28 protein-coding genes and 1 riboswitch are annotated in these 26,268 nt (G+C 54.2%); all 28 genes read right to left on the reverse strand.

Features of this window, described 5'->3' with window-relative positions; translation table 11 throughout:
- Positions 1-6: 6 nt before the first annotated feature.
- The 28 genes from csaB to K1558_RS09105 all read right to left on the reverse strand — a co-directional run bounded on the left by csaB (position 7) and on the right by K1558_RS09105 (position 26,224).
- Complete coding sequence (gene csaB / locus K1558_RS08970) at positions 7-1,170, reverse strand: polysaccharide pyruvyl transferase CsaB (protein WP_238651159.1); 1,164 nt, start codon at positions 1,168-1,170, stop codon at positions 7-9.
- The gene (locus K1558_RS08975; protein ID WP_238651161.1) at positions 1,143-3,182 is read right to left on the reverse strand and encodes a DUF5693 family protein; all 2,040 of its coding nucleotides are present in this window, start codon (positions 3,180-3,182) and stop codon (positions 1,143-1,145) included. Before K1558_RS08975 ends, csaB begins: the two co-directional genes overlap by 28 nt.
- 106 nt (positions 3,183-3,288) lie before the next feature.
- Positions 3,289-5,007, reverse strand: coding sequence for a phospho-sugar mutase (locus tag K1558_RS08980; RefSeq protein WP_238651163.1), 1,719 nt, complete (start codon positions 5,005-5,007; stop codon positions 3,289-3,291).
- 47 nt (positions 5,008-5,054) lie between these two features.
- Positions 5,055-5,477 carry a 3-hydroxyacyl-ACP dehydratase FabZ gene (gene fabZ / locus K1558_RS08985; RefSeq protein WP_238651165.1) on the reverse strand — a complete coding sequence of 141 codons (423 nt, stop codon included), beginning with the start codon at positions 5,475-5,477 and terminating at the stop codon, positions 5,055-5,057.
- A gap of 324 nt (positions 5,478-5,801) precedes the next feature.
- Positions 5,802-6,044 carry a DNA-directed RNA polymerase subunit beta gene (locus K1558_RS08990; RefSeq protein ID WP_238651167.1) on the reverse strand — a complete coding sequence of 81 codons (243 nt, stop codon included), beginning with the start codon at positions 6,042-6,044 and terminating at the stop codon, positions 5,802-5,804.
- Between the two features lie 9 nt (positions 6,045-6,053).
- On the reverse strand, positions 6,054-6,875 hold the full coding sequence (locus K1558_RS08995; RefSeq protein WP_238651169.1) for a flagellar hook-basal body protein: 822 nt from the start codon (positions 6,873-6,875) through the stop codon (positions 6,054-6,056).
- A gap of 46 nt (positions 6,876-6,921) precedes the next feature.
- Positions 6,922-7,800 carry a flagellar hook-basal body protein gene (locus tag K1558_RS09000; protein ID WP_238651170.1) on the reverse strand — a complete coding sequence of 293 codons (879 nt, stop codon included), beginning with the start codon at positions 7,798-7,800 and terminating at the stop codon, positions 6,922-6,924.
- 48 nt (positions 7,801-7,848) lie between these two features.
- Entirely contained in the window at positions 7,849-8,847 is a 999-nt protein-coding gene (gene mreB, locus K1558_RS09005) for a rod shape-determining protein (protein ID WP_238651171.1), read from the reverse strand.
- 127 nt (positions 8,848-8,974) lie between these two features.
- Positions 8,975-9,262: a sporulation transcriptional regulator SpoIIID gene (spoIIID, locus tag K1558_RS09010; RefSeq protein WP_038597396.1), complete on the reverse strand. Its 288-nt coding sequence runs from the start codon at positions 9,260-9,262 to the stop codon at positions 8,975-8,977.
- 228 nt (positions 9,263-9,490) lie between these two features.
- Complete coding sequence (locus tag K1558_RS09015) at positions 9,491-10,231, reverse strand: M23 family metallopeptidase (protein ID WP_238651172.1); 741 nt, start codon at positions 10,229-10,231, stop codon at positions 9,491-9,493.
- A 61-nt stretch (positions 10,232-10,292) separates the two neighbouring features.
- On the reverse strand, positions 10,293-11,477 hold the full coding sequence (spoIID, locus tag K1558_RS09020) for a stage II sporulation protein D (RefSeq protein ID WP_238651173.1): 1,185 nt from the start codon (positions 11,475-11,477) through the stop codon (positions 10,293-10,295).
- Between the two features lie 177 nt (positions 11,478-11,654).
- Positions 11,655-13,034: a UDP-N-acetylglucosamine 1-carboxyvinyltransferase gene (gene murA / locus K1558_RS09025; RefSeq protein ID WP_238651174.1), complete on the reverse strand. Its 1,380-nt coding sequence runs from the start codon at positions 13,032-13,034 to the stop codon at positions 11,655-11,657.
- A 197-nt stretch (positions 13,035-13,231) separates the two neighbouring features.
- Positions 13,232-13,489, reverse strand: coding sequence for a DUF1146 family protein (locus K1558_RS09030; RefSeq protein ID WP_238651175.1), 258 nt, complete (start codon positions 13,487-13,489; stop codon positions 13,232-13,234).
- Between the two features lie 204 nt (positions 13,490-13,693).
- Entirely contained in the window at positions 13,694-14,110 is a 417-nt protein-coding gene (locus tag K1558_RS09035; RefSeq protein ID WP_238651176.1) for a F0F1 ATP synthase subunit epsilon, read from the reverse strand.
- A 62-nt stretch (positions 14,111-14,172) separates the two neighbouring features.
- On the reverse strand, positions 14,173-15,570 hold the full coding sequence (atpD, locus tag K1558_RS09040; RefSeq protein ID WP_238651177.1) for a F0F1 ATP synthase subunit beta: 1,398 nt from the start codon (positions 15,568-15,570) through the stop codon (positions 14,173-14,175).
- 52 nt (positions 15,571-15,622) lie between these two features.
- Positions 15,623-16,492 (reverse strand): ATP synthase F1 subunit gamma, encoded by an 870-nt coding sequence (atpG, locus tag K1558_RS09045; protein ID WP_238651178.1) that lies wholly within the window; start codon positions 16,490-16,492, stop codon positions 15,623-15,625.
- A 112-nt stretch (positions 16,493-16,604) separates the two neighbouring features.
- Positions 16,605-18,116, reverse strand: coding sequence for a F0F1 ATP synthase subunit alpha (gene atpA, locus K1558_RS09050; RefSeq protein WP_238651179.1), 1,512 nt, complete (start codon positions 18,114-18,116; stop codon positions 16,605-16,607).
- Positions 18,117-18,127: 11 nt separating this feature from the next.
- Positions 18,128-18,679: a F0F1 ATP synthase subunit delta gene (locus K1558_RS09055; protein ID WP_238651181.1), complete on the reverse strand. Its 552-nt coding sequence runs from the start codon at positions 18,677-18,679 to the stop codon at positions 18,128-18,130.
- A complete protein-coding gene (gene atpF, locus K1558_RS09060; protein WP_238651183.1) occupies positions 18,676-19,164 on the reverse strand; it encodes a F0F1 ATP synthase subunit B in 489 nt (162 codons plus the stop codon). The genes K1558_RS09055 and atpF overlap by 4 nt, the downstream gene beginning before the upstream one ends.
- Positions 19,165-19,258: 94 nt before the next feature.
- The gene (atpE, locus tag K1558_RS09065; protein ID WP_238651185.1) at positions 19,259-19,471 is read right to left on the reverse strand and encodes a F0F1 ATP synthase subunit C; all 213 of its coding nucleotides are present in this window, start codon (positions 19,469-19,471) and stop codon (positions 19,259-19,261) included.
- 104 nt (positions 19,472-19,575) lie between these two features.
- Positions 19,576-20,343 (reverse strand): F0F1 ATP synthase subunit A, encoded by a 768-nt coding sequence (gene atpB / locus K1558_RS09070; RefSeq protein ID WP_238651186.1) that lies wholly within the window; start codon positions 20,341-20,343, stop codon positions 19,576-19,578.
- A 29-nt stretch (positions 20,344-20,372) separates the two neighbouring features.
- Positions 20,373-20,750, reverse strand: coding sequence for an ATP synthase subunit I (locus K1558_RS09075; protein ID WP_238651187.1), 378 nt, complete (start codon positions 20,748-20,750; stop codon positions 20,373-20,375).
- Complete coding sequence (locus tag K1558_RS09080; RefSeq protein ID WP_238651188.1) at positions 20,743-20,976, reverse strand: AtpZ/AtpI family protein; 234 nt, start codon at positions 20,974-20,976, stop codon at positions 20,743-20,745. The genes K1558_RS09075 and K1558_RS09080 overlap by 8 nt, the downstream gene beginning before the upstream one ends.
- Before the next feature lie 164 nt (positions 20,977-21,140).
- Positions 21,141-22,304, reverse strand: a complete 1,164-nt coding sequence (gene wecB, locus K1558_RS09085; protein ID WP_238651189.1) for a non-hydrolyzing UDP-N-acetylglucosamine 2-epimerase — start codon at positions 22,302-22,304, stop codon at positions 21,141-21,143.
- Positions 22,305-22,376: 72 nt separating this feature from the next.
- On the reverse strand, positions 22,377-23,006 hold the full coding sequence (gene upp, locus K1558_RS09090) for a uracil phosphoribosyltransferase (protein WP_036699222.1): 630 nt from the start codon (positions 23,004-23,006) through the stop codon (positions 22,377-22,379).
- 446 nt (positions 23,007-23,452) lie between these two features.
- The gene (locus K1558_RS09095) at positions 23,453-24,703 is read right to left on the reverse strand and encodes a serine hydroxymethyltransferase (RefSeq protein ID WP_338019683.1); all 1,251 of its coding nucleotides are present in this window, start codon (positions 24,701-24,703) and stop codon (positions 23,453-23,455) included.
- Between the two features lie 61 nt (positions 24,704-24,764).
- A complete protein-coding gene (locus tag K1558_RS09100) occupies positions 24,765-25,406 on the reverse strand; it encodes a TIGR01440 family protein (RefSeq protein ID WP_238651191.1) in 642 nt (213 codons plus the stop codon).
- A 96-nt stretch (positions 25,407-25,502) separates the two neighbouring features.
- A riboswitch (ZMP/ZTP riboswitch) is annotated at positions 25,503-25,586 on the reverse strand.
- Between the two features lie 50 nt (positions 25,587-25,636).
- Complete coding sequence (locus K1558_RS09105) at positions 25,637-26,224, reverse strand: low molecular weight protein arginine phosphatase (protein WP_238651192.1); 588 nt, start codon at positions 26,222-26,224, stop codon at positions 25,637-25,639.
- Positions 26,225-26,268 lie beyond the last annotated feature (44 nt).

The following is a 26,268-nucleotide window of genomic DNA, read 5'->3' on the forward strand; positions in this document are numbered from 1 at the left end:
TGTCACTCATCCTTTGTGGCTGAAATATCTGGCAACTTGCCGGGCCGGAGCCTCAGCCGCTTCCACCAGTGCAGCAATCAGCGGCTCACGCTCCTGCTTCCAGCGCTCTCCTGACTGAAGCAGCTCCGCAAGGTCGGCAGCCACCTTCTCCGCATCCAGCGCAGTGGTAGAACCAACCGGACGGCAGGCAACCCGGTCCAGAAAATGATCGATCTTCGGATCATAGGAGACGCCCATCAGCGGAACACGCTGTCCCGCAGCATAGATCAGACTGTGCAGCCGCATACCGATCAGGGCCTGGCACTCACTTACTTCACGCAGCATCTGCAGCGGGTGCAGCGTATCCTCACGGATGCTTACTGCTCCTCCGCCCGCTTCAATCGCGCCGCCCAGCTTCTGCATGACATAGCGGGAAGCCTCATTGTCGGCAGGATGATGGAAGGGCAGGAAGCGTACATCAAGCGGCAGCTTCGCTGCCACCTTCACCAGCCCTGCTGCCAAGGCATCCAGCTCCTGACGGGATTGCTCCCAGAAGCGCACGGAGACCCCTACATTGTATGGGCGGTGCGCGAATTCAGGCTCAACTCCGTCTTCAATGCCAGCCTTGGCTTGAGCAGCATCCTGCTGCTCCTCCGGCAGGGTAAGTCCCATCACAGGATCAGGAACCACCTCAACCTTGTCCTTGCTGATCCCCATAGACTGAAGCAACAGGCGGGACTGTTCATCCCGTACGGAGATATAAGCACATTTACGGAACACCGATTTAATCAGCGGATGAAAAAACTTCCGGTTCACCGGGCCGATGCCTTGGGCATATATGAACACCGGCTTGCCCAGCCATTGTGCCAGCTTAATGATCCCCAAGTAATACGGAATCGTCTTGCTGCTGGTCACATCCTGAAGCAGGCTGCCGCCGCCGCTGATCAGGCCCGCACTTTCAGCGATTGCCTTGCGGACCTCCCCCAGCTTCATCCGGTGCACGGACTTCACACCATAGGTAGCCGTTGTCCATTCCGGATCGATGGACAGCACTACAGGCTCCAGCGTAATTCCGGCCGCCTGCGACTGCTTGTGCAGAGCGTTCAGAATCGCTTGCAGTACAGCCTCGTCTCCGCTGTTGCGGAAGCCGTAAAAGCCGGAGATTATAATTTGCGGAGCAGCGGTGACCATCGTTTCCAACACCCTTCTGCAATCTGCCATACCCCTACAGCGATAAGACCAATAATCAGGCCGAGTCCAAGGCCAAGGAGGCCGCGGATCAGAGAGATCAGCACCGGTGAATGAATATGGGCAAAGGTATCCACCATGGATAACTGGCCGATGACGGCAATGATCAGGATAAAGGCGGCATTACGGTATTTATAGGCCATGAATGCGCCCAGGATGAAGAGCGGATGAGCCAGCAGGAACTCTTTGTTGCGCGGTCTGACCCCAACGGTATTCTCCAGGAAGACACGCAGGATTTTCTCAGGACCGCTCACACTTCCGCTGTTGCCGGTCCGGCTTAAATAATACATCCCCACGATGCCAATGACGCCGGCGGCAATGACCATCGCCAGTGTAATTGGAGTCCGCAGCAGCTTACCGGTCTTGTTAAAGGCAAACTCTCCGCGGTACAGCAGGACATAGAGCGCAGTAAGCGCAATCGGAGCGAGATGAAGCAGGCTTACCCCGCGGAATTGGCTCAATACCAGGGAATACGTGATATTGTTCAAGAGCGCGATCACAAACGGCACGGCACTGAAGGTGATCAGCGCAGTTTTGACATACAGGACCAGACTATGCGTCAGCCGGCGGCGCGGGCTCATCACAGTGTAGGTCAAGGAATTGCCCCGTACAGGCGGACCCATCTCGTTAATTTTGCGGATCGCCAGTATCATAGCCACAGTAGGCGCACTTATGGCTACTGCAAGCGCGAGCGCCTGTTCAAATAGTGTAGGCTTCAGAATCAGCAATCCTGCACTGCCCACCAGTCCCAGTACCCACACCGGCAGCGTAAGCCACGGAATGAAGTAGGAGACCAGCAACGCGACCATAGCCACTGCTCCAATCACCGCAATTAGCTTGAAATAACGCTGGAAGGAGGAATCTTGTACATCAAACGCAGTAGCTTGTCCAAGCTGAAAACCATTCGCTTCAATCTTGGCAACCGCTCCCTCCGGTCCGCTGAGGCTCTCAATCAGATTATCCAGTGTATCTGTAATCGCAGCCTGCTTCGTATCCCTTGAAGGAATCGTATTCAGATAGATCATGCGGATGTTACGGTCTTTCGTTGCGAGGGAGAACCGGTCCGCAATCACTTCTGTCTTCAGGCTGGAATCCGCCTCACTGAGTGAATACAGGCGCGTCACATTGTAATCCAGCAGGTAGGCCAGCTTGGAGAAGCCCTTTTGCTGCACTTTGATATTCTCAATAGCTGCAATCCCCATGCCATGTTCCTTCAAGAGATCAGCGAAGGCAGTAATACTGCCCTTATCCGCATCATCAGAGTAACCCTTGACCGACTCGCCTTCAAAAAGAATCCGTTTGACGCCAAGCTCGGCGTAACGGTCCAAGAGAGCCTTCACGGCCTCCTGATTGTAGGCCAGAGAATCAACCAGACGGGGCACAATGGTGAAGCCCTTCTCATGCAGCATTGCAAGGGTGATCGGGTCCGGCTGCAGCGGCTTAAGCGTTGCATCCTCCAGCGGAGTCTGAATGATCAGCCCCTGCTGTCCGCGGTAATTCCAGTCTTCTGTCCGGATATCCAGTCTGCCGAAGGCATCCCGGATGACCTGCGAGAGCGCTTTACTGTTCTCCGCACTGGTAAAGAGGACGTATGTATAGTTCTCGTTCTCCGGAATCACAGTATCGGTAAGATTGGCAATATCCGAAGCTCCCCAGAGCATCAGCCGGCGGGCTTTGCGGAAATCCTCCAATGTATTTTCGTAGATGGCCATACTCTGAACACCTGCGGCCTTCAGCCGGTCAAGCTGCTCGGAAATATAATCCTGCGGATTCTGCCGGTAGCTTGCAACCTCGACCAGATCACGGTAATCAAAGACAAATTCAACGGTTTTGGAAGATTTCTCTGTCTGCAGGCGGTCATAGACGACCGGGAGGGCAGCAATTACACCCACCACCACAATAATCCATAACCACTTGCGTGAAGCCAGATTCCAGCGTTGCCATTTCTGCTGCACCAATAGTACCTCCTCATTCACTTTAAAGCGGATCAAATTGAAGCGGAAACGGATGTCCTCCCTCTGGAGCAGCTCCGTTTCCGCAGGCTAGAAGCGTTATTCCGTATTATTTCCCGTCTACACGTGCCATAACCTGGCTGGTCAGTTCAGCAACCTTAGCTTTGGCGTGATCCAGCGATTCCCCGACTACGGCAAAATATACTTTGATCTTCGGCTCGGTGCCGGAAGGACGCAGGCAGAACCATGAGCCGTCCGACAGCAGATACTTCAGCACATTCTCCTTAGGCAGGCCGTCCAGCCCAAGGGAATAGTCGAGCACCTGCGTCACCGACGCACCGGCAATTTCAAGCGGCGGCGTCGTGCGCCAGTCATTCATAATGCCCTGAATCTGTGCTACCCCGTCTTTCCCCTTAAGCGTACGGGATTCCAGGCTCTCCAGGAAGTATCCGAACTGCGCGTACAGCTCTTGCAGCACATCATACAAAGTCTTGCCCTGCGCCTTGTAATACGCGCCTGCTTCGGCAATCAGCATAGCCGCAAGGACGGCGTCCTTATCGCGGGCATAATTGCCGGCCAGATAACCGTAGCTCTCCTCGTAGCCAAAGAGATACGTGTATTCGCCCGACTGCTCGAACTGGTTCATTTTCTCGCCGATATATTTGAATCCGGTCAGGGTATTGAACACGGTAGCGCCATAATGGCTGGCTACGGCGGCCCCCATCTCACTGGTAACAATAGTCTTGACCACTGCGCCGTTGCTCGGCAGCTTGCCCTGCTCCTGCAGGCGGCTCAGATAGTAATGGATCATCAGCGCGCCTGACTGGTTGCCGGACAGTACCACGAACTTGCCTTCGTTATCCCGTACAACAGCGCCCATCCGGTCAGCATCCGGGTCTGTACCGATCAGCAGATCGGCATTCAAGGCTTCGCCCAGCTTCATCGCCAGCGTGAAGGCTTCCCGTTCTTCCGGGTTCGGCGATTTCACGGTAGAGAATTCCGAATCCGGCTGCTCCTGCTCAGGCACCACATGCACCTGGGTGAAGCCGATCTTCTCCAGCACACGGCGGACCGGAAGATTGCCTGTCCCGTGCAGCGGGGTGTAGACGATGGAGAAGTCACGCCCCAGCGAGGAGGCAATCTCTTCACGGCTTACACTTACGGCGGCTACCGTATCGGTGAAAGCCTCATCCGCATCAGCGCCCAGCCAGTGCAGCAGGCCTTCGCTCTCTGCGGCCTCTTGGGACATACGCTTCACGCCATTGAAGGAGTCTACCTCCAGAATGCTTGCAATGACCTTCTCCGCTTCATGCGGCACCAGTTGCCCGCCCTGGGCATTGTAGACCTTGTACCCGTTATATTCAGGCGGATTGTGGCTGGCCGTGATCACGATGCCTCCCGAGGCCTTCAGATGACGGACACTGAAGGACAGCTGCGGTGTGGAGCGCAGGGATGGGAACAGATGTGTCTCAATCCCGTTGCCGGCCAGCACAAGTGCAGCCTCCAGCGTGAATTCCGGCGAGAAGCGCCGGGAATCATGGGCAATGACCACCGACGGCCGGCCTTCTCCCGTATGCTGGGCCAGCAGATAATTGGCGAAGCCCTGAGTGGCTCTGCCCACCGTATACCGGTTCATCCGGTTACTGCCTGCACCGATCACGCCGCGCAAGCCGCCAGTTCCGAATTCGAGGTCTCTATAGAACCGTTCCTCCAGTTCCTTCGGATCATTGGCAAGAGCCTTCAGCTCCTCCTTGGTGCTCTCATCCACTGAAGGGTCCTGCAGCCAGCGCGTCAAGGTTTCTTGCGCCTTCGGGCTTAATCCAGTCATGCGAATCTCTCCTTCTCCATCTATAATGTATAAGTGTATAACAGGTGCTAACTGAGCGCGAACATAATCTCCCCGGAGGCCACGGTTTTGCCTTCCACCCTGGCAGTGGCTTGTCCCTTGCCGATGCTGCCTTTAAGCCGGGTAATCTCTACCTCCAGCTCAAGGGTATCGCCAGGCACGACCTGCCCGCGGAAACGGAAGCCGTCAAGCCCGGCCAGGAAACCGATCTTGCCCTTATTGGCTTCAACTCCCAGAATAGCTACTGCCCCGACCTGAGCCAGGGCTTCTGTAATCAGTACACCCGGCATGACCGGAAATCCCGGGAAGTGTCCGGTGAAGAACGGCTCATTGATTGTCACATTCTTGATGCCGACCGCCCGTTTGCCCATTTCAATCTCCGTAATTTTGTCCACCAGCAGAAATGGAGGCCGGTGGGGGATGATTTCTTGAATTTGATTGATATCCAGCATATCAGCAAAAGCTCCCTTCGGATGGTACCGCGTAATGAACCTCCGCCCGCAGCAGCGCTCCCGTTTTATTCTCCGCCACCCTGCATAAATATGGGCAGCTTCGGCAAAAACTATAATTATCCTTCACCACCTGCAGCAGTGGAGGTTCAGATAAGGGGCTTTCTCCACCGCACGCGGCAGGTTGGCGGAGAGGGCCCTTTTTGGCGTTCTTGGGGCACGCCATCATTATACATTTTTCAGTATAAAAAAGAAAACTCCCCGGCACAACCAGGGAGCTTCCGATATCTTCATGACATAGTAAGAAATTTCAGGGACCACCAGGCTTCACGGCGCAAATACCAGATCATAGACATGCTTCCAGGTGCTCCATACCAGCACATCGCTGAGCTCCTTCTTGCCTAGAACGACATAACCCACGACCAGTCCGCCCGCAAGCGCGGCAACCAGCAGCAACGGAATCAGGAACCACTGAATGATGGTCCACGCCGAAATTCCGCGCCGCTTCGCCGGCTGCTGTGTCTCTTCTCTTTGCTTATCCTTGGATTCCTTGACCTTCTCACGACTCATTCCCTCACCTCACGCGCGCATGTTATTCGCCAGGCCCAGCATCTGGTCGCTGGAGGACAGCGCCCGGGCAGCCAGCTGATACGTACGCTGAATCTGCATCATCTCCGTTATCTCCCGGCTCAGATCCACATTGGAGGCTTCCAGATAACCTGAACGCACGCCTACATCCTTCGCTTCGCCAGCCGCTCTCTGTACGAAAGCCTGCTGTGCAGTTACTCCACCGGCCAATACATAGAAGTTGCCGTCCACCGCCTGAAGCGCGCTGCTGCTCCGCGGCTCGACAATCATCAGGGAGCCGGCCAGCACAGGCACGGCGGTCTCACTCGTCTTGGTCCATACCTGGCCGCGCTCGTCAATAGCAGCAATTCCATTGGCACTTACAGTGAGCGGATTGCCGTTGGCGTTCAGTACCGGATTACCGGTATTGTCTACCAGCATCACATTGTCCTGATTCGCGGGGTCCGGGGTGAAATGAAAATCTCCCTGACGGGTATAGGAGGTGACTCCGTTCACCTGAACGCCGAACAATCCGTTGCCCTGAAGCGCCAGGTCCGTCGGCTTGCCCGTCTCCTGGAGCGTGCCTTCCTCCCAGTTGTTGGTCACCGTTGGCACCCTCACCCCAAAGCCGATATTGAAGCCGAGCGGCATACTCCGTCCAGGCTGGTTATAATCTCTGGATTGCTGCTGCACCCGGGTGAGCACATCCTCGAAGGAGCCTTGCTTGCTCTTGTACCCATTGGTATTCATATTCGCAATGTTGTCTGCGATAATATCCAGACGCTGCTGCAGGCTGGCCATGGAGACAGCGGCTCCGATTGTTGAGTTATTCACAGGTCTAACCTCCCACAGGCTTGTTGAAAAGAAACCCTCTTACACCCTACACTCTGCCGACTTCGTTCACAGCCTTCTGCAGGCTGCTGTCGTAGAACTGGATCACCTTCTGGTTCGCTTCATACGCCCGGTAAGCGGCGTTCATATCCACAGTGACCTGGGTAGCATCCACATTAGAGTTCTCCAGATAGCCCTGGCGGACCTGAAGAATATCCGTTGCATTCGAGAAACGGATGTCTGCGGCCTCGGCATCCTCGGCATGAAATACCCCGTTACCGTCCCGTACCAGCTCCTGGGGTCTGGTGATCACGCTGATCCCGATCCGGGTGCCTGACGGCCGCCCGGTCTGGTTGTTCATAATATTACCCTGCCCGTCCACCTTAAGGGTATCCTGAGGTCCTGTCAAGCGCAGCGGATTGCCGCCTGCGTCCAGCACCCGGAAGCCTCCGGAGCTAAGCACCTCGCCTGTAGGGGAGACTGTGAAGCTCCCGTTGCGTGTATATAGATTATTGCCTTCATTATCCTGAACGGTAAAAAATGCCTGGGGACGGTAAGTCACCTCGCCATCGGAGCTGATGGACTTGCCGGATCCGTCAAATACAAGATTCTGCCCGGGATTATCCGGGTCCTGAACCTGCAGGTCAGTAGACAGCGCAAAATCTGTATTCTTGCCGCTCTCAATCAGGTCACCCTGCAGATATTGGGACACGGACTGTTCTGCAAACACCCCGGTGTTGATCCGTCCCACAGGCTTCTGGACCCCGCCGTTCATTGCCGAGATCAGCACCTCGGGAAACGCATGACTGACGCTGTCCACCTGCTTGTACCCCGTCGTATTCAAATTGGCAATATTCTGCGTCGCCGTATCATGTCTGCGCTGCTGGGTCACCATTCCGGCTGCGGCCGTATATAATCCTCTAAGCATGAGGTCAGTCCCTTCCTTAAATCTGCTGTTACCCCTTATATCGGCAGGCTAGAACTTTTTCTTAACCACCTTGTCCAGATGGTCAAGCATAATCCCCGTGCCTTTGACGACGCAGTGCATCGGATCTTCGGCCACCCAGACCGGCACATGCAGCTGTTCGGAGAGCAGCTCATCCAGTCCGTTAAGCAGGGCGCCTCCGCCGGTCAGCACTACCCCGCGGTCAATGATGTCCGCCGACAGCTCGGGCGGTGTGCGCTCCAGCACCGACTTGGCTGCAGCCACGATGGAGGAGACCGGGTCCCACAGCGCTTCCTTCACCTCGCCGGAGGAGATGGACAGGGTCCGGGGAAGTCCGGTGACCATATCCCGCCCGCGGATATCCATGTCTGCCTTCATGCCTTCAGGACGGACCGAACCGATGGTAACCTTAATGTCCTCAGCCGTGCGTTCACCGATCAGCAGCTTATATTTCTGTTTAATATATTTTAAAATGGCATCATCGAACTTGTCCCCCGCAATTTTGATGGAGGAGGCGGTAACGACGTCGCCCATAGACAATACGGCTACATCCGTCGTTCCGCCGCCAATATCGACGACCATATTCCCGCTGGGCTGATAAATGTCCATCCCTGCGCCGATGGCCGCAGCCTTCGGCTCTTCTTCCATGAATACCTCTTTGGCTCCGCTGCGCTCGGCGGCTTCCCGGATGGACTTCTGTTCCACAGATGTAATATTCGTGGGCGCACAGATTAATATACGGGGCCGTGCATACCAGGAACGGCCGCCCACACTGTCAATGAAGTACTTGAGCATCATCTCGGTAATGGCAAAATCGGCAATCACGCCGTCGCGCAGCGGACGGATCGTCGTTATATTTCCGGGCGTGCGCCCTACCATCCGGCGAGCCTGTTCACCAACCGCAAGGACCTTCTTCGTATCACTTTCAAGTGTGACTACGGAAGGTTCATCCAGAACGACTCCCCTTCCCTTGACATGAATGAGCACATTGGCTGTGCCGAGATCGATTCCGATATCCTTGCTAAGCATAATGAAAGAGCCCCCAAAGTGTTATTTTAAATGAGAAAAGAAGATTGTACCAAATTTAAAAATACCATACTTTAGGGGGTGTGCACAATGGACTAAACCTGAATAATGATACGGAATTCTGAAAATCTTATGGCTTTGCAGCTACCGCGACTTCACGCTTTTTGCCGGTGGTTTTCTTATATTTTATTTTTGTGGCTTCTCCCCCCCGAAGATGACGGATGGACTTGTGATATTCGAGAATGTGCTTCACCTGATCAGCCAGATCCGGATTGATTTCCGGCAGCCGTTCGGTCAAATCTTTGTGCACCGTGCTTTTTGAAACGCCAAATTCCTTGGCTATGGTCCGGACCGTGTGCCTGGTTTCCACGATGCAGCGTCCGATTTTAATGGTACGTTCCTTGATGTAATCGTGCACGTTCCCGCCTCCCAACTGTGAATAGTTTGGTACATTATATGAGGGGCGGGCCTATATATTCGCGCTTTCAGGACCTGACAAGCCCCGGACAGCTCATTTTATTTGTCGGACAACCTGATGCGCGGTTTTTCACAGCCCCGGTTAGAGAATAGAACCTGCCTGACCATCCATTTTAAGAAGAATTAAAAAAAAGCAGGGGGCCATATGCCCCCTGCTTGATGATCTGTCTTAGCGCTGCGGAAGCAGATCGGTCGGATTCATGATCTTGCCATCCTCATGCACTTCAAAGTGCACATGGTTGCCAAGCCCCTTCTCCATCTCGTTCTGTCCTGCCGTGGCCAGCGTATCGCCCTGCTTCACTTCATCGCCCTGCTTCACCTTGGTGTCACCCAGACTCTGGTAGACGGTCTTGCGGTTCCCCGGAGAGGTTACCTCGATCACCTTGCCAAGTACAGCGACATCCTCCACCCGGGTCACTTCACCGCTAAGCGCAGCCTTAACATCGAACGGCTTGTTGTCCTCACGGGCAATATCGATCCCCGTATTGGTCACAAAGGTGTTATTATACTCTACCATCGCCGCAATATGATTCTCTTCGGTGCCATTCTCATCGTAGAACGGTTTGACGACTTCCACTTCACCCGGGCTGGCTACCGGCCAGGCCAGCGTTTCTGCTGATGCCACGACTTCCATTGCCTCCGGATCACTGCTGTCTGTCCCGGTTACATTCCCCTTGGCGCCTTCCTGCGATACTACCGCGGCGTTGTCCGGATTCAGCGGCTTCTGGCCGGCATCCTGATAGACCCACACCAAGGTTAGTATAATTGCCGCTGCCGCCGTGTAGACTGCCGGGAAGACCCAGCGCTTTGATAACATTCTGTTCCATGAAGAAGGCTTGGCGCCTGAATCTCCCTGCTTGTTTTTGAGAGATTCATCATGGGTTGGTTTAATTTTGTCTTGTTCATTCATATGTTTATCACCTCAGTAACCAGTGTTACCGGGCGATTCGCTTTTATACGTATCTTGCAGATTATTTTTGAAGAAGAGTTGAGACTTTGCTGAAAGTAATTCCGCTGTAATAGTGTTTGAGAATCTGGGTCGCGGTCCTGCCCTCTTTCGCCATGCCGTTCGCCCCCCACTGGCTCATGCCGACACCGTGGCCGTTGCCGTAGGTGGTGATGACCACCTTGCCCCCCTGGCGCTTCCAGGTGAACTGGCTTGAACGCAGGCCCAGCTTCTCTCTTACCTCACGTCCTGTAAACACAGTGCCGCCGATAGAGATCTCTTTGATCCGGTGCCCCGCTGTCAGCGAGAGCACCTCCGCCGGCAGTCCGGCAGACGGGAGGGGCGCCGCCTGCCGGAGCTTGCCGGAGGCAGACAGACGGGCCGCCGCCGGAAGCTCACCGGCTGTAAGGCCCAGCTTCCGGCGCAGCTCGGCAATGCTGAAGGTATACGTAGCGGCCAGATTCGGGGTAATCTCCAGCTCCCAGGGACTGGCGACACTACGCAGGTAAGGCACTGCGGCGTTCCAGTACTCCTCGGAGTTCTCGGTATATCCGCCGCTGGAGGCGAAGAAGGAAGCCGTAATCGGCTGTCCTTGATAGGTCATAATAATTCCGCGCGTCTCCAGGACCGCGCGGCGGATCTTCGCCAGCCCGGCACGCTTACTGGCGGACGTCCAATCCCGTTCCAGCGTTGCCTTCGAGACGTAAGCCTGATGGCTTACCGTATCGCTCACATCAGCCTCCGGAACGGGGACCCCGCTGTGGTCGCCGGCCAGCAGGCGGCGGGCAATGAACGTGCGGGCCGCGACGGCCTGCGCTTTGAGCGCTTCCAGCTCAAATTCCGCCGGCATCTCGGCCGCCAGCACGCCGCTGACGTATTCCTCCAGCGGCAGGGTCTCGATCTGTCCGCTCCGCGACAGATAGACGGTCACCTCCGGCTGCGGCGCTTCCGCCGCAGCCGTTCCATCCGCCGCCGCAGCAGCAGGCGGCGAATCAGGTACGGCCGTGGCCTGCGGCACGGCCGGGGCCGCTGGCTGGGGTCCGCTCCCGCGCTGCGGGACCACAGCCAGCGGCAGCAGCAGCGCCGCCAGCAGGGGCGCTGCCAGCCATGCGGCGGGGGCCAGCCGCAGCAAGGGGGGTGCGCCGCGCCGCGCACGCGCTACGCTGCGCGGACGCTTCAGGATGCGGCGCAGCAATCTGAACTCTTTCATCTCTATGGCTCCTTCCGTAAGCACTGGTGATTCTTATAGATATGAATCTCCGTACCCTGCTAGAACGTGATTTTGAGAGAAAGAGAGTTACGCAGTACCGCACACAGCGGGGCTTTAGCTTCGATCAAAAAAGGACCAGCCGCTAAGCGGCTGGTCCCTTCAATGTAAGATTTGCTATTATACCCAAGACGGCTGAATCTGAAAACGCGGTCTGGCTTCTTCCGCCTTGAACGCTTCACTGCGGGCCGGTTCGGCCTTGGCAGACTCTTCCTTCACAACAGCCGGAGCTGCCGCTTCATCCATGGAGATCCGCCAGATATCCGCACCGAGTCCGGACAGCTTCTCTGCCAGATTCACATAACCACGGTCAATATGATGGGTCCCGCTGACCTCGGTTGTGCCTTCAGCCACAAGCCCCGCCAGAATAAGTGCTGCACCTGCACGCAGATCCGTAGCGCATACCTTGGCGCCCACCAGGCTCGCATTGCCGGTTACAATCGCTGAACGGCCTTCAATCTTGATCTCTGCGTTCATGTTGTGGAATTCATCCACATGCATGAAGCGGTTCTCGAAGACCGTCTCCGTTACTACACTCGTTCCTTCCGAGCGGAGCAGCAGGGCCATCATCTGGGACTGCATATCCGTCGGGAATCCGGGATAAGGCAGCGTTTTGAGGTCAACCGCCTTAAGCGGCTTGTCGCTGATGACGCGGACGCCGTTCTCATCCGGGATGATCGTCACGCCCATCTCCTCCATCTTGGCAATCACCGGACCCAGATGGTCGGCAATTGCACCTTCCACGTACACGTCGCCGCCTGTGATGGCAGCCGCAGCCATATACGTTCCAGCCTCGATCCGGTCGGGAATGACATGGTGCCTGACCCCATGCAAACGCTCGACGCCTTCGATCCGGATCACTCCGGTGCCGGCGCCGCGCACAATGCCGCCCATACCGTTCAGATAGTTGGCAAGATCCACAATTTCCGGCTCTCTGGCCGCATTCTCAATCACTGTAGTGCCTTCGGCAAGCGCTGCAGCCATCATTATATTCTCGGTAGCCCCTACGCTCGCCACATCCAGATAGATCTTGGCCCCGCGCAGTCTTCCGTTAATTTTCGCATCAATGTAGCCCTGGCCCAGACTGATCTCGGCACCCAGCGCTTCAAAACCCTTCAAATGCTGGTCAATCGGCCGCGTACCAATAGCACAGCCACCAGGCAAAGAAATACGTGTATGCCCCATACGGGACAACAGCGGCCCCATTACCAGGAAGGACGCGCGCATTTTGCGCACCCACTCGTAAGGAGCTTCACAGGAAGTAATCTGTCTTGCATCCACTTCAATCACATCGTTCTGGTATGTAATACCTGCACCCAGAGATTCCAATACCTTGCTAATCGTGATTACATCGTCTAACGGAGGTGCGTCTACAATGACGCTGACTCCTTCTTCGGCCAATAGAGAGGCGGCTATGATCGGTAGTACGGAATTTTTTGCGCCGCTAACTTTCACGCTCCCGGTCAATCTGTTGCCACCGCGGACGATAAATTTACTCATTTCGGTTTCCCTCCGCGTCCATGATTTCTGAATTTGATTTTGAGGTTAAAATTCGTCTGTTAAGATATTGAATATTCCGTCATTGCATCTTAGGTGCAGATCCTTGCTTAAACTCAGTGTTGACATAATAAAATCTTATTATTCGACATTTTTTTCACTGCATCAGCCTATGAGAGATATAACCAAACGCGCTGCCATTAAAACATCCGGCCGATCAGTCCGCTCCAGCCCAGGTAGTCCAGGAAGAAGCCCGCAACGAAGTGGCCGAGGACAATCGCAAGCAGAAGGTGCAGAAGTCTGCCCTGAGGGCTCTTGGGATATCTTATGACCAAATCCAGCTTAAGGTTCTGAAGCGCCCACCATGATAATGCCACGCAAACCAGAGACACAACCATCGAAATTAAACTGCTGGTGCCGATCACACCCGACAAATCAGCGGATAAGCGTGTGTTCATAATAGCCCCCCGTGTTAGGTACTCGGAAATCGACTCTTATATCATACTTGTGCAGGGGAAAAGAATCCAGTACTTTTACGAATTTTTAAACAAATGGGCCTTTATATACATAACTGGTTACGTTCTGTTCATACTTTTCCAGTTTCTTCTGGATCACGATTTGCAAAAAAAGCAGTCAAGCCCCGGGGCTTGACCGCTTATCTGCTACTGTTGACCTTTACCGGTGGATACTTTGATCCGCGTTACAGCACGCTGGAGAGCCAGCTCCGCACGGCGGTGGTCGATCTCATCCTGCTTGCTCTGCAGCTTGAGACGGCGCTCAGCCCGCTCCTTAGCCGCCTCAGCGCGCTCAATATCAATATCACGGGGCAGCTCAGCACTTTCAGCCAGCACCGTAACCTTATCTTTGTGCACCTCAACGAAACCGCCATGAACAGCAATGGTCACAGTAACGCCATCCGCCTTAACGGTAAGCGGAGCGACCTGAAGCGGGGTTACCAGCGGAATATGTCCCGGCAGAATCCCCAGTTCACCATTCACACCGCGTACCGTTAAGCTGTTCACTTGCTTGGAGTAGACCAGATGCTCCGGAGTGACTATTTCGAGCAAAAAGGTATTCACTTCCATTCCTCCTCAAAGCTTTACAGAATAAAGCCCACTACCCGAGCATAACATGCGTAGGGTTACAACGTTTTCGCTTTTTCCACAGCTTCTTCAATCGTGCCTACGAACAGGAACGCTACTTCCGGCAGATCATCATGCTTGCCTTCCAGGATCTCCTTGAAGCTGCGGACCGTTTCCTTGATCGGCACGTATTTGCCTTTGAAGCCAGTGAACTGCTCAGCCACGTGGAACGGCTGGGACAGGAAGCGCTCAACCTTACGGGCGCGGGCCACAATGACCTTATCCTCTTCACTCAGCTCATCCATACCGAGGATGGCAATGATATCCTGAAGCTCAGTATAACGCTGCAGCAGCTGCTTAACGCCCTGGGCCACATTGTAGTGCTCTTCACCGACAATTTCCGGTGCCAGGATACGGGAGCTGGAAGCCAGCGGGTCAACCGCAGGGAAAATCCCTTTTTCCGAGATTTTACGCTCCAGGTTAGTCGTTGCATCCAAGTGCGCGAACGCTGTCGCCGGCGCAGGGTCTGTATAGTCATCCGCAGGCACGTAGATCGCCTGGATAGAGGTAACGGAACCCTTCTTGGTGGAGGTAATGCGCTCTTGCAGCTGACCCATTTCAGTTGCCAGCGTAGGCTGGTAACCTACCGCAGAAGGCATACGGCCGAGAAGCGCCGATACTTCAGAGCCCGCTTGGGTGAAGCGGAAGATGTTATCGATAAAGAGCAGCGTGTCGCGTCCTTCTACATCACGGAAATATTCCGCCATCGTCAGACCGGTCAATGCTACGCGCAGACGCGCGCCTGGGGGCTCATTCATTTGTCCGAAGACCATCGCTGTCTTCTTGATAACGCCGGAATCCGTCATTTCATGGTACAGGTCATTCCCTTCACGGGTACGTTCACCTACACCCGCGAATACCGAAATACCGCCGTGCTCCTGCGCGATATTGTTGATCAGCTCCTGAATGGTAACGGTCTTCCCTACACCGGCACCGCCGAACAAGCCGATCTTACCGCCTTTGGCATAAGGGGCAAGCAGGTCAATAACCTTGATTCCTGTCTCCAGAATCTCTGCCTGGGTGGACAGCTCATCAAACGTAGGGGCCAGACGGTGGATCGGATTGCGCTCGGCAACCACTTCAGCACCATTGTCAATCGGATTGCCCAAGACGTTAAATACACGGCCGAGTGTCGCTTCACCGACCGGAACCGAAATCGGATTCCCGAGGTCAAGCGCATCAATCCCGCGAACCAGTCCATCTGTGGAGGACATCGCGATACAGCGTACCAGGTTGTCACCCAAGTGGTTGGAAACTTCAAGCGTCAGATCAATCGTGCGGCCATCTTCCAGGCTATGGGCAATTTTGATAGCGTTGAAAATCTCGGGCAGCTGGCCGCGTTCAAATTCAATATCGACAACCGGACCCATAATGCTTACAACGCGTCCTTTGTTCATCTTCATTTCCCTCCTCGAAAGCTGTTACATATGGGCTGTTAGCCCATTTCTATTAAGACTGCGCGTTCGCACCAGCCACGATCTCGGTAATTTCTTGCGTAATGGCCGCCTGACGGGCACGGTTGTACGTAAGTCTAAGTTCTCCGATCATTTTTGACGCGTTCTTCGTTGCACTGCCCATGGCTGTCATTTTGGCTCCCAGCTCACTGGCTTTGCCGTTCAGAAGGGCACCATAGATTAAAGTCTCGGCGTACTTGGGAAGCAGTACCTCCAATACACCGGCAGGGGATGGCTCATATTCATACGCAGCAGATGCTCCGTGATGCTCACCTTCTCCTACGCCTTCCATAGGCAGAAGTCTGTCTACGGTAGGAACCTGGCTGATCGCGTTAACGAACCGGTTGTAGCAAATGTACAGCTCATCGTATACGCCGGTCTCGAACTGGTTCACCGCTGAGTAGGCAATCGACTTGATGTCGGCAAACTTCGGGGTATCGGACAGCTCGGTAATCTCTTCAACAATCGGGTACTCACGGCGCCGCAAAAAATCACGGCCTTTGCGCCCGATGACAAACAGCGCGTACTCATCCTTAGACTTATGCCGTTCTGCGATCATCATCGTGACCTTACGCAGAATGTTTGCATTGTAGCCGCCGGCAAGACCGCGGTCCGAGGTGATGATCAGATAACCTGTTTTTTTGACAGGGCGGCTGACCAGCATCGGATGCTGGAGATCCTGCGTACCGGCAGCAATGCTTGCAACCACCTCTTTAAGCTTCTCCGAATACGGACGGGCAGCTTCCGCCTTCTCCTGCGCCTTGCGCAGCTTGGAGGCTGCGACCATCTCCATCGCTTTGGTGATCTGTCTGGTGTTCTGAACGCTCTTGATTTGACGTTTAATATCACGCATGCTTCTTGCCATGATTTCACCACCTTAGAGCTTTGACGGAGTCAAAGCTAACTTCGTAAGCATAAGCTGAGCTTTGGCGCAGCCAAAGCTAACTTCGTAACCATAACCGGATACATTCTATATATTAGCTTGTAGCAAAGCCTCTTTTGAATTTCTCGATTGCTTCCTTAAGCGCCGTCTCGTTGTCAGCGGTCAAATCCTTGGTGTCCGTGATGGACTTCAGGATTTCGGCAGCGCTGCTGTCGATGAAGGCCAGGAATTCCTTCTCGAAACGCTTAACATCCTTAACCGGAATATCGTCTAGGTATCCCTTAACAGCGGTATACAGGCTGACGACCTGATGCTCAACGGTCAGCGGCTGGTTGACACCCTGCTTCAGAATTTCCATCATCCGCGCACCGCGGTTCAGACGGGCCTGCGTCGATTTGTCCAGATCGGAACCGAACTGGGAGAAGGCCTGCAGCTCGCGGTATTGCGCCAGATCCAGACGCAGGGAACCGGCAACCTTCTTCATCGCCTTGATCTGGGCGGAGCCCCCTACACGGGATACGGAGATACCGACGTTAATCGCCGGACGCTGGCCGGAGTTAAACAGGTCGGATTCCAGGAAGATTTGTCCGTCCGTAATCGAGATTACGTTCGTAGGAATGTAGGCGGATACGTCAGATGCCTGTGTTTCGATGAATGGCAGGGCGGTTAATGAACCACCACCAAGCTCATCACTGAGCTTCGCCGCACGTTCCAGCAGACGGGAGTGCAGGTAGAATACATCACCTGGGAAGGCTTCACGGCCTGGAGGACGGCGGAGCAGCAGGGACAATTCGCGGTATGCGGATGCCTGCTTGGACAGGTCATCATAGATAACCAGTACATGCTCGCCCTTGTACATGAAGTATTCGCCCATGGCGCAGCCTGCGTATGGAGCAATATAAAGGAGCGGAGAAGGCTCGGATGCCGACGCCGTTACCACGATCGTATATTCCAGCGCGCCGTGGCGGCGGAGGGTTTCTACTACCTGTGCAACGGTAGACTGCTTCTGTCCGATAGCAACATAGATACATTTCATCCCGTTGCCCTTCTGGTTGATGATCGCGTCAATCGCGATCGCGGTTTTACCGGTCTGACGGTCCCCGATAATCAGCTCGCGTTGTCCGCGGCCGATCGGCACCATGGCGTCAATCGCCTTCAGACCTGTCTGCATCGGCTCATGAACCGATTTACGGTCGATAACCCCCGGTGCGTTATGCTCTACCGGACGGAATTCCGTAGTGGCAATCGGACCCTTGCCGTCAAGCGGCTGGCCCAGTGCGTTCACTACGCGGCCCAGCATGGCTTCGCCGACCGGAACCTGCATGATCTGGCCGGTACGTTTGACCTGATCGCCTTCGCGGATTTCCTTGTATTCCCCAAGGATAACGACACCGACGTTGCTTTCTTCCAGGTTAAGCGCCATGCCCACTACACCGTTGGAGAACTCCAGCAGTTCCCCTGCCATAGCGTTTTCCAGACCGTAGACACGGGCGATACCGTCGCCGACTTGAATGACGGTGCCAATTTCGGCCACTTCGATATCGGCTTTATATTGCTCAATTTGACTTTTGATCAAAGTGCTGATCTCTTCAGGTCTGATGCCCAATATCCTCACCCCTATCTTCTTTGCTTATCATTAAAGGATTTCTCAAGACGCTCAAGCTTGCCGGCCAGACTTCCGTCATACAGCGTATCGCCGATGACCACCTTCAGTCCCCCGAGCAGGCTTGTATCCACCACGTTGGTGACACGAATCTTGCGGTTTGTAAGCTGGCTGAACTCAGCCGCTACGCTATCCTGTTCCTGTTGGCTGAGCGCATAGGCGGAGTACACCGTAGCGTCGCCAATGCCCAGCGCATCGCCTTCGATCTTGACGTAAGTTGCCAGCAGCTCTGCAAAGATATCAGTTCTGCCTCGCTCTACCAGAAGTTCTACCATGTTCATTACCGCTTCAGAGACTTTGCCTGTCAGCGTTCCGCGCAGCACATTCAGCTTGTCGGATTGCGAGATGCGCGGCGCCAGAATGAACGCTCTGACCTCTGCATCATCATGCAGCACTTCAACTACCAGCTTAAGCTGCTCTTCCACTTGAAGCGTAGTGCCTGCATCTACTGCTGCACTGTACAAGGCTTTGGCATAGCGCTTGGCAACTACCGTATCGCGGCTCATGACCGGCCTCCTACCTCTTTGAGGTATTGATCCACGAGCTGTTCCTGTTCGCCGTCTGTCTGTACTTCTTTCTCAAGCAGCTTCGAGGCGATGCGGACTGATGCGGTTCCCAGCTCGCTGCGCAGGGCTTCCACTGCCTTGTTCTTCTCGCTCTCGATATCACGGACAGCCTCGTCCTTGAGACGGGCAGCTTCTGTCTTGGCCTGATCCAGAATCTTGTCAACCTGGTTGTTGCTGGTGGCCTGGGACTGCTGAATAATAGCCTGCGCCTCCTGGCGTGCCTGCTGCAGGGCCTGCTTCTGCTCCTCTACGTAAGCGACCGCCTGCTCTCTGGTCTTGGCTGCTTCATCCATCTGCTGCAGCACCATTTGGCGCCGTTGTTCCATAATTCCGAACAGCTTGCTGAAGGCAAATTTACTGAGCAGGATATACAGAATTACGAAAGCTATAATGGAAAACACTATATTTGTCCAAACGATAGTCACTGAGGTCACTCCCTTCCGTTACCGCGGGTTGCGGACATATACAAAAGTAAGGCGCGGATGGCACTGGCCCTCCCCGCCAAACCGTAAGAACGGTCTATTGAAACATGATCAGGAATGCGATAACGGTTGCCGCCAAAGGAATAACTTCGACGATACCTACACCGATAAACATTGTCGTCTGCAGGGCGTTACGTGCTTCCGGCTGACGGGCGATAGATTCCACTGTTTTGCTGACGATCATACCGTTACCAAGACCTGCGCCAAGTGCGCCCAGACCTACTGCGATTGCTGCTGCCAAAAATTCCATTTGAAAATATCCTCCTTTAATTTACGGTTCTTGTATTGGTTTAATAATATAAAATCTCCCGCGAAGCCGGTTCGGCAATCTGCCGCTGTCCTCACGGCAGCTTATTAATGCGCTTCTTCCTCGTGGATCGTCATCTGCGCGATGTAGACCATCGTCAGAATCGTAAAGATAAAGGCCTGAAGCGCCCCGACAAAGATACTGAACCCTTGCCAGACGGCCAGGAACGGTATACTTAACAGTCCCAGCTTCAGAATTACGGTAATCAGGACCTCGCCGGCGAAAATGTTGGCGAACAGACGGATGGCAAGCGCCACCGGCTTCGCCAGGTTCTCAATGATGTTCAGCGGCAGGAAAATCGGAAACGGCTCAATATAATGCTTGAAATAATGCTTGCCGTTCAGCTTGATGCCCAGATAGTTCATCAGGAAGAATACGACGATTGCAAGCCCTGCGGTTACGTTGATATCTGCAGTCGGCGATTTGTACCACAGAATCTCTGCATGTGCCCCGTTTGCCAGGTCTTTGGTTGCTTCGATAACATGTCCAAAAATGTACACCGGCTCATGGGCTTCAGTAATGAAGGCAAACGGCAGACCAAGGAGATTGGAGACGAAGATAAACAGTATCAGCGTCAATCCCAGTGATATGTAGGGCTTTCCCTTCTTCAGATCCATGGCGCTGCTGATCAGTCCCTGGACAAATTCGACCACCCACTCCATGAAATTCTGGAGCTTGGACGGATTCTCCACCGACAGGTTGCGGACGGACAGCATGACCAGAACGAACACAATCACCGAGCTGATGAGCAGCATCAGCACCGCAGACAGGTCAATCGGTATTCCGCCGACATAGATTAAAGGCATTTCGTGCATAGTATCATCCCCCTTTCTCGTTAATATGGCTACAGCTTATTCTTGATTCCTAAATATATCCCCACAGGAATAGCTAGAAGCTGGGGGATGAACAGGCCGGTGATCGTTGCCTCCAGCGAGAAATGCTCATACTTGACCGAGAACATGGTGACCAGAATTCCGAAGCTGATCCGGGTAGCAAAACCGAGACTGAACGACCGGCGCTGCTTATCCACGACTGCCTGCGTAACCCGCCGCACCTTGATAGCAAGGTAACGGAAGTTCACCAGTCCCGCCAGCATGCCCAGCGTCATGCCAAGTGTCACTGCCCGGGTCTCATGATGAAGAGACCATCCCATGACCAGGCCTGCCATAATAATCAGGGTAATCCTGGTGACGATGTTGATGAGAGGAGTCATATTATCCATTTTGCTCCCCCAGATATTTTTTGATAAGCATAGCAACATTCACAACCCCGAGTACCATACCGGCAATTGTGCCGAGAGCCAGCCAGACAGGAGGGCCGTCCATCAGCTTCCGCAGCCACCGGGCCACGAAAAAACCTATTACAATGTAAGCGGCAAGCAAACTGCCTGCACTCGCAAGAACTAAAGCGATCCGCCCCAGTCCCGGCTCCTTCTTTTGTTCCTTCATAGGCTACAATCCCAACTAATTTTACTGAATATCCAGACTCTTTGTCAATTCACAGAAAATTGCCCAAAAGCGTGTGAAAGTATGAAAATAATCACAGCAAAACATTACAAAACCATATAAACCGTACAGTTTCACTGTATGCTGCTTTCATTCAAATTAGTATATTAGTTGTCCTCATTTGTGAACATTGTGTGAAATTCTTCGGGACGTTCACTAACAATCCCGAAATGGTGCAGAATCGCATTGACAATTCTCTGGGAGGCTTTACCGTCTCCGTACGGGTTGGCGGCCCGGCTCATCGACTGATACAGGTTCTGATCGGTCAGCAGAGCATGTGTCCGTTGATACACCTTCTCCTCGTCCGTGCCCACCAGCTCCAGCGTTCCGGCCTCAATCCCTTCGGGACGCTCGGTTGTATCGCGCAGCACCAGCACAGGAACTCCGAAGGAAGGAGCTTCCTCCTGCAGGCCGCCCGAATCGGTCAGAATCAGGTGGGTATGCGGATAGAAATTATGCAGGTCAACGACATCGAGTGGATCAATCAGCTTGATTCTAGGGTGTCCGCCAAGGATCTCATGCGCCGGTTCCTTCACTGCAGGACTCGGATGCACAGGATAGACAATGGCCACATCTTCAAATTCATCAGCGATTCTTTTGACAGCACGGAAAATATGACGGTGCGGTTCGCCTTGGGATTCTCTGCGGTGCGCCGTCATCAGAATAAGTCTTTTTCCTGAAGCAAAATCCAATACAGGATGCCGGTAATCCGGCTGTACGGTATATTGAAACACATCGGTTACGGTATTGCCTGTGATATATATACTTGATTCTTTTTTGTTCTCATGTCTCAGGTTGCCGGCTGACCAGCCGGTCGGGGCAAAATGAAGATCCGCCAGTACACCTGTCAATTGGCGGTTCATTTCCTCGGGATAAGGCGACAGCTTATTCCAGGTCCGAAGTCCTGCTTCCACATGCCCAACCTGAATTTGCTGCAGAAAAGACGCATAGCTGGCCAGGAAGGTAGTCAGCGTATCCCCGTGCACAAGCACCAGATCCGGCTTCGCCTCGCGGAGCACAGGCTCCAGCCCTTCGAGCACCCGGATGCTGATCTCATTCAGCGTCTGGCGGTCCTTCATCACATCCAGATCATAGTCCGGAGTGATCTTGAACACCTCAAGCACCTGATCCAGCAGCTCGCGGTGCTGCGCAGTCACACATACCACGGACTCGATATGCTCAGGATGTCTTCCCAGCTCCAGAACCAGCGGCGCCATCTTAATTGCCTCGGGTCGCACACCAAAAATCGTCATTACTTTAATTTTGGACATCAGCCCTACCCTCTCTTCTGAGAACAGCTTATTGTGTTCATTCTATACGTTCTATAATAGTACCAGCCTTCGTTACTTGGTTCCGTACAGTCTGTCCCCGGCATCCCCAAGCCCTGGAACAATGTAACCATGATCGTTCAGATGATCATCAAGCGCAGCCACGTAGATATCTACATCAGGATGAGCAGCCTGTACCGCAGCAACACCTTCCGGAGCAGCAATCAGGTTCATCATCTTGATCTGCGTGCATCCGCGGTTCTTAAGCGAGGTAATCGCTGCAATCGCCGAGCCGCCGGTCGCCAGCATCGGATCGATCACGATCAGCTCACGCTCCTGCACATCGGTAGGAAGCTTGATGTAGTATTCTACCGGCTGCAGGGTGTCCGGATCGCGGAACAGGCCGACATGCCCCACCTTCGCCGCAGGCAGCAGCTTAAGCACACCCTCCAGCATCCCGAGACCGGCGCGCAGAATCGGAATCAGCCCGAGCATTCTTCCCGAGATCACCTTGCTCTGTGTTTCAGCCACCGGTGTCTGCACCGTAATGGTCTCCAGCGGAATATCGCGCGTAATTTCGTAAGCCATAAGTGTAGCTACTTCATCGACATGCTCCCTGAACTCTTTCGTATTGGTCCGCACATCGCGAATGAATGTCAATTTGTGCTGAATCAATGGATGATCGCAAATCACCAATTTTCCCATGTTGTCCCTCCGGTAATCTCAAGTCTTATTTATAGCCAGCGTAAGCGCTTTGCTTCCAGGTGGCTAAATCTCGTCTATTATATCATCACAGAGGACGCTTTTCACCTACACTTGGGCAAAACTCCCTAACCGCTAAAGCCTCCGGGCATTACCAGCCAATGGAAGCTTAAGGTAAAATGTACTCCCGGCTGGATATAAACCAAAGCATAGTTTGTGCATTTTAGCGCAAAACATACTTTTCACAGTTCTTTCACCATTTTTATTGAAAATTCCATGAACTTTCATGATTATTTCAGTATTATTCATAGCGTTTTCTTGGCGGCGATTTGTGAACATTATGTCACAGGGGCAATGCTGCACCGGAGGGGTGTGCCTATAACGAGCAAAAGGCCTTTGCGCACCTCCGGCCGGAACCGGACACGCAAAGGCCCACATACTGCTAAAGATTAATACTTCAGTTCGGGATAGATCGGATATTGTTCAGTCAGCTTCGCCACTTCCTTCGCCGCCTGGGCCAGCGCAGCTTCATCCTTCGGATTCTTCAGAACCGCTGCAATAATACGGCCGATCACAACCATCGCCTGCTCGTCCATGCCGCGTGAAGTAACGGCCGGTGTGCCGATACGGATACCGCTGGTAACAAACGGGCTGGTCGGGTCAAACGGAATCGCATTCTTGTTCACTGTAATTCCGATCGAATCCAGCACCTTCTCCGCATCCTTACCGGTGATGTTCAGATTACGGGTGTCAATCAGCATCAGGTGATTATCAGTACCGCCAGACACGATGTTCACACCTTCACCAATCAGCGTCTCAGCCAGAACCTTGGCATTCTTAACCACATTTTCGGCGTAGGTCTTGAAGGAAGGCTGCAGTGCCTCACCCAGGGCCACTGCTTTGGAGGCAATGACATGCATCAGAGGTCCGCCTTGGGAGCCTGGGAACACGGCTTTATCAATGGCAGCAGCCCAAGGCTGTCTGCAGAGAATCAGTCCTCCGCGCGGACCGCGCAGCGTCTTATGCGTAGTTGTCGTCACGAAGTGGGCATGAGGAACCGGGTTCGGATGAATTCCGGCAGCCACCAGACCGGCAATATGGGCCATATCAACCATGAACAGCGCACCTACATCATTCGCAATGGAAGCAAGGGCGGCAAAATCAATGGTGCGCGGATACGCGCTTGCACCGGCGACGACCATTTTGGGACGATGCTTGAACGCTGCCTTGCGCACTTCATCATAATCAATCAGGAAGGAATCCTCTTGTACGCCATACGCCACAAAGTTGTACAGAATACCGGAGGCATTGACCGGGCTGCCGTGGGTCAAGTGGCCGCCATGCGCCAGGTTCATGCCGAGGACAGTGTCTCCGGGTTTGAGAGCCGCAAGATATACAGCCATGTTAGCCTGTGCGCCGGAATGCGGCTGCACGTTGGCATGTTCAGCGCCGAACAGCTGCTTGGCACGGTCACGGGCCAGATTCTCCACAATATCCACATCTTCGCATCCGCCGTAATAACGCTTGCCCGGATATCCTTCGGCGTACTTGTTCGTCAGTACGGAGCCCATAGCTTCCATAACAGCTTCACTTACAATATTCTCTGAAGCAATAAGTTCAATGTTCGCGCGCTGGCGGCTCAGTTCGAGTCCCATCGCTTCCAGTACTGCCGGGTCACTTTTACGCAATTGTTCCATGATTCTAACTTCCTCCCTGTTCCTCTAGTTTATGTGGTGTTTAAGCAAAACCGTCAGATAAAAGCTAATCACAATTCCCCGAACCGCTTGTCTCCGGCGTGCGGTACACGGCCCGCTCTCCGCCGATCAGCGGCGGTCTGCTCCATGCGGTATTCACCCGCGCCGCCCCGATATACCGCAGGCCGGGCCGGTAAGGTACGGCAACCCGCCGCAGATGCATACCGATCAGCGTCTCTCCGATATCTATACCGGCATGGGCCTCAATGGACTCCGCCAGTACAGGGTCGGCCATCGACTGGTAGGCCGCTGCAGCCATTGAGCCTCCGGCTCCCGGGATGGGCACAGCCGATACTTCCTTGAGACCAAGCCGCTCAAGCAGCTCCCGTTCCATTACCAGCGCACGGTTCAGGTGCTCGCAGCATTGGTAGACGGTATGAAACCCAAACTCGGCAGCAACCCCGGTGATTCCCTCCAGCAGCTGCCGCGCAACCTCCAGCGCACCGCCGGTGCCGATCCGTTTGCCCGCGACTTCACTGGTGCTGGCTCCGACGACAAGGATTCTGCCGGGACCCAACTTGCCTGCTACGGCAAGTTCACGCGTTACCGCAGCAGCGGATGCAGCCAAAGCCTGCTCACCGCCGTCCGTATTCTGCGGCGCTGATGCCTGCGCACCCGGCGCACGCTCCTGCTTCAGCTTATTCTCCATCTTACCGCCCCCTTCAAGCCTTAATTGTGCCCTGATTCCAGTGGAGACGCAACATTTAAACAAAAAAGAGCAGTCCGCAGATAAACTGCGGATGTGCTCTTTTGCCCAGGCGACCGGCCGTTAATTCCAGGTGCTCCATCGTGGTTTCATCCACACTTGTCGCCAGTTACACCGGAACCGGATCATATTTATTACATCTTAAGGGATATACCGCGAAAAATCAACCACCTTCACAGCATCCGCAGCGATTCCAGCTTATCCAGCAGGCTGTATAGCGCTGAGCGGATCTCCGCCGCCGCCAGCTCGTAATCCTCGCGCGAGCCGCCGAACGGGTCGCTGATATCAAAGCTCGGGATACGCTGGCGGATCTCGATGATCCGCTGCAAATCAGCTGCCGCCGGCTCTGTGCCCAGCGCCAAGTTCATCTCCGCCTCAGCATACAGGCTATCCAGCTCGCGGATATCAGCAGCTACAGACTCTTGGGTCTGCACATATTCCTTCAAGGTATGAGTCTTGGCCACTGCATCAGGAAACACCTGGAGCAAGTGGCGCTTGTGCGCTCCTGTCAAGGTAAGAATCAGATCCGCCCAGGCAACGGCCTCTGCGGACAATTGAGAGGAATGAATTGCGTCATGAATCCCTTCATCCTGAAGAATAGCGGCGGCATGTCTGGATATGGATGTACCGGGGATGGCAGATACTCCGGCAGAACGCACCTCCACATCCACCCCCCGCTCCTTCGCAAGCTTCCGCAGAAGCCCCTCCGCCATGGGACTGCGGCAGGTATTTCCTGTGCAGACGAATAAAATATGCAGCATACTTTCCACCTCCGGTGAACAATATAATTTCGGTTATTGCCGTT

This window comes from Paenibacillus piscarius (assembly GCF_022234545.1).
Classification (GTDB): Bacteria; Bacillota; Bacilli; order Paenibacillales; family Paenibacillaceae; genus Paenibacillus_AQ; species Paenibacillus_AQ piscarius.

Bases quoted from the DNA above. Each gene is read 5' to 3' on its own strand.
- K1558_RS09105 (WP_238651192.1), bottom strand. From the start codon at position 26,224: ATGCTGCATATTTTATTCGTCTGCACAGGAAATACCTGCCGCAGTCCC.
- wecB (WP_238651189.1), bottom strand. From the start codon at position 22,304: ATGTCCAAAATTAAAGTAATGACGATTTTTGGTGTGCGACCCGAGGCA.
- K1558_RS09030 (WP_238651175.1), bottom strand. From the start codon at position 13,489: ATGAACACACGCTTATCCGCTGATTTGTCGGGTGTGATCGGCACCAGC.
- K1558_RS08990 (WP_238651167.1), bottom strand. From the start codon at position 6,044: ATGAGTCGTGAGAAGGTCAAGGAATCCAAGGATAAGCAAAGAGAAGAG.
- atpB (WP_238651186.1), bottom strand. From the start codon at position 20,343: ATGCACGAAATGCCTTTAATCTATGTCGGCGGAATACCGATTGACCTG.
- fabZ (WP_238651165.1), bottom strand. From the start codon at position 5,477: ATGCTGGATATCAATCAAATTCAAGAAATCATCCCCCACCGGCCTCCA.
- K1558_RS09075 (WP_238651187.1), bottom strand. From the start codon at position 20,750: ATGGATAATATGACTCCTCTCATCAACATCGTCACCAGGATTACCCTG.
- mreB (WP_238651171.1), bottom strand. From the start codon at position 8,847: ATGCTTAGCAAGGATATCGGAATCGATCTCGGCACAGCCAATGTGCTC.
- atpD (WP_238651177.1), bottom strand. From the start codon at position 15,570: ATGAACAAAGGACGCGTTGTAAGCATTATGGGTCCGGTTGTCGATATT.
- atpG (WP_238651178.1), bottom strand. From the start codon at position 16,492: ATGGCAAGAAGCATGCGTGATATTAAACGTCAAATCAAGAGCGTTCAG.
- upp (WP_036699222.1), bottom strand. From the start codon at position 23,006: ATGGGAAAATTGGTGATTTGCGATCATCCATTGATTCAGCACAAATTG.
- csaB (WP_238651159.1), bottom strand. From the start codon at position 1,170: ATGGTCACCGCTGCTCCGCAAATTATAATCTCCGGCTTTTACGGCTTC.
- murA (WP_238651174.1), bottom strand. From the start codon at position 13,034: ATGAGTAAATTTATCGTCCGCGGTGGCAACAGATTGACCGGGAGCGTG.
- spoIID (WP_238651173.1), bottom strand. From the start codon at position 11,477: ATGAAAGAGTTCAGATTGCTGCGCCGCATCCTGAAGCGTCCGCGCAGC.
- K1558_RS09000 (WP_238651170.1), bottom strand. From the start codon at position 7,800: ATGCTTAGAGGATTATATACGGCCGCAGCCGGAATGGTGACCCAGCAG.
- atpE (WP_238651185.1), bottom strand. From the start codon at position 19,471: ATGGAATTTTTGGCAGCAGCAATCGCAGTAGGTCTGGGCGCACTTGGC.
- K1558_RS08980 (WP_238651163.1), bottom strand. From the start codon at position 5,007: ATGACTGGATTAAGCCCGAAGGCGCAAGAAACCTTGACGCGCTGGCTG.
- K1558_RS09015 (WP_238651172.1), bottom strand. From the start codon at position 10,231: ATGAATGAACAAGACAAAATTAAACCAACCCATGATGAATCTCTCAAA.
- K1558_RS09080 (WP_238651188.1), bottom strand. From the start codon at position 20,976: ATGAAGGAACAAAAGAAGGAGCCGGGACTGGGGCGGATCGCTTTAGTT.
- K1558_RS09100 (WP_238651191.1), bottom strand. From the start codon at position 25,406: ATGGAGAATAAGCTGAAGCAGGAGCGTGCGCCGGGTGCGCAGGCATCA.
- K1558_RS09055 (WP_238651181.1), bottom strand. From the start codon at position 18,679: ATGAGCCGCGATACGGTAGTTGCCAAGCGCTATGCCAAAGCCTTGTAC.